This is a genomic window from Tenacibaculum larymnensis (assembly GCF_028829235.1).
Classification (GTDB): domain Bacteria; phylum Bacteroidota; class Bacteroidia; order Flavobacteriales; family Flavobacteriaceae; genus Polaribacter; species Polaribacter larymnensis.
In genome coordinates this window covers 1-2252 of sequence record NZ_JAIWJY010000024.1, presented here as the reverse complement: position 1 = coordinate 2252, position 2252 = coordinate 1, and the positions used below count along the sequence as shown (strand labels likewise).

Below are 2252 nucleotides of genomic sequence, written 5' to 3'. Positions count from 1 at the left end.
ATACTCCAAGTACTCCATCAGTTAAGAAAAACTGTGGAAACACGGTACTAACACAAGGAAATTCTCCCAGTGGAGTCACTTATTATTGGCAAAGCAGCGGCTCTGGAACTAGTACCTCTAATTCAAGTACGAGTATTACCAGAACTAGCGGAACCATATACTATCTAAGAGCTCGTAACAATACTTCAGGATGCTGGAGTAGCTCAAGAAGTATTACTTATAGTATTAGTTCTCCATCAACATGGTATGCAGATACTGATGGAGATGGTTATGGCGATGCCAATAACACAACTAGTGCTTGCGGAACTCCTAGCGGATATGTAAGTAATAATGATGATTATGACGATAGCACAGTAAATATTACCAATATTGCGCCACAAACATTTTACTTAGATACTGATGGAGATGGGTTTGGAGACCCAAACAATAGCGTATACTACAGTGTTAAACCTGCAGGATATGTTACTAACAATACAGATAATTGTCCAAATGAAGCAGGTACTAACAATGGTTGTAGCTACACACCTCCAGTATTTAGCAACGAAAACTATGTGTTTACAAGAGAGTATCAAGAGCCAATGACAAACCCTACTGGAATAACGCAAAATAAAGATGTACTAGAAAGTATAACCTATTTTGACGGTCTAGGAAGAGCCAAACAAAGTATAGCAATACAAGCAGGAGGAGTTTTAACGAGTAGTGAAATACCTAAAGATATCGTTACCCATATAGAATACGATGAATTTGGACGCCAGACTAAAGAATACCTTCCGTATGCGGTAGCTAGTAAATCAGGAGAAATTTTCACAGGCGATGTAGCCCATGCAACCCAAACGTATTACCAGCAAAAGTACCCTGAAGACTTTGCAGGAGTGAGTTTACCCGATGTAAATGCCTATTCAGAAAAGCAGTTCGATGGCTCACCGCTTAATAGAGTGCTACAACAAGCTGCACCAGGAGAAGATTGGAAACTAGGAAACGGACACGAAATTAAATTTACATACGGCACCAATACTTCAGAAGAAGTAAAAGTATATGAGGTAACTACCTCTTTTACTAATAACACGTATGTTCCTGCCTTAACAGGAGGAACCAGTGATTATGCAATAGGAGAACTTTATAAAACCATTACCAAAGATGAAAATCATGATGGAAGTAATAGTAAGTTACATACCACCGAAGAGTTTAAAAACAAGCAGGGTCAAGTAATTTTAAAACGAACCTATGCTTTAGTATCTGGTGTTGAAACAGCTCACGATACGTATTATGTATATGATGATTTTGGAAACTTAACCTATGTGTTACCTCCAAAAACAGAAGCACAAACAGACAAACCTACTACAACAGAGTTGAACGAGTTGTGTTATCAATATAAATACGACTATAGAAACCGTTTGGTAGAAAAGAAAATACCAGGTAAAGGATGGGAATATATTGTTTATGATAAACTAGACAGACCTGTGCTTACGCAAGATGCTATGATGAGAAGAGTAAACTCAAACTCTTCAATGGATAAATGGTTGTTTACTAAATACGACGCTTTAGGAAGAGTTGTGTATACAGGATATATAGACAACAACAATATTAGAACTGTATTACAAAATGCTGCTAATTCAACAAATTATACCCAATTTGAAAAAGTGACATCAAAACAAACCTATGGAGGGGCTGATATTTATTATACTAAAACTGCAATTCCTAATGGTGTTACTGGAGTTTATACCATCAATTACTACGACACCTATATAGATGTACCAAGTAGTTTTTCCCCACCTACAACAGTATACGGTCAAACAGTAACAACTAATACCAAAGGATTAGCTACGGTATCTAAAGTCAAAGTTTTAGGTACAAACAATTGGATTACCACAGTAACCTATTACGATAAAAAAGCACGTCCTATTTATGTGTACTCTAAAAATGATGAATTAGAGACTACTGATATTATAGAAAGTAAGCTAGATTTTTCTGGTAAAGTGTTAGAAACTAAAACTACCCATGCAAAAGGAACCAATGCTCCAATTGTAACCATAGACAGCTTTGAGTATGACCATGTAGGAAGAATGACTAAGCAAGAACAAACAATAGGAAGTCATACTGAAACTATTGTCGCTAATGAGTATGACGAGTTAGGGCAACTAAAAACCAAAAAGGTTGGCGGTACTTTACAAGAGGTAGATTATACCTACAACGTACGTGGTTGGTTAAAAAACATTAACCAAGATGGTAAAAATGACAATGATTTGTTTAGT

At 36.5% G+C, this 2252-nt stretch carries 1 protein-coding gene; it reads left to right on the top strand.

What is annotated here, in order from left to right; genetic code table 11:
* Positions 1-2252 (top strand): DUF6443 domain-containing protein (locus tag LCI24_RS16840; RefSeq protein ID WP_274641417.1); only part of this gene is annotated, 2252 nt, incomplete at both ends.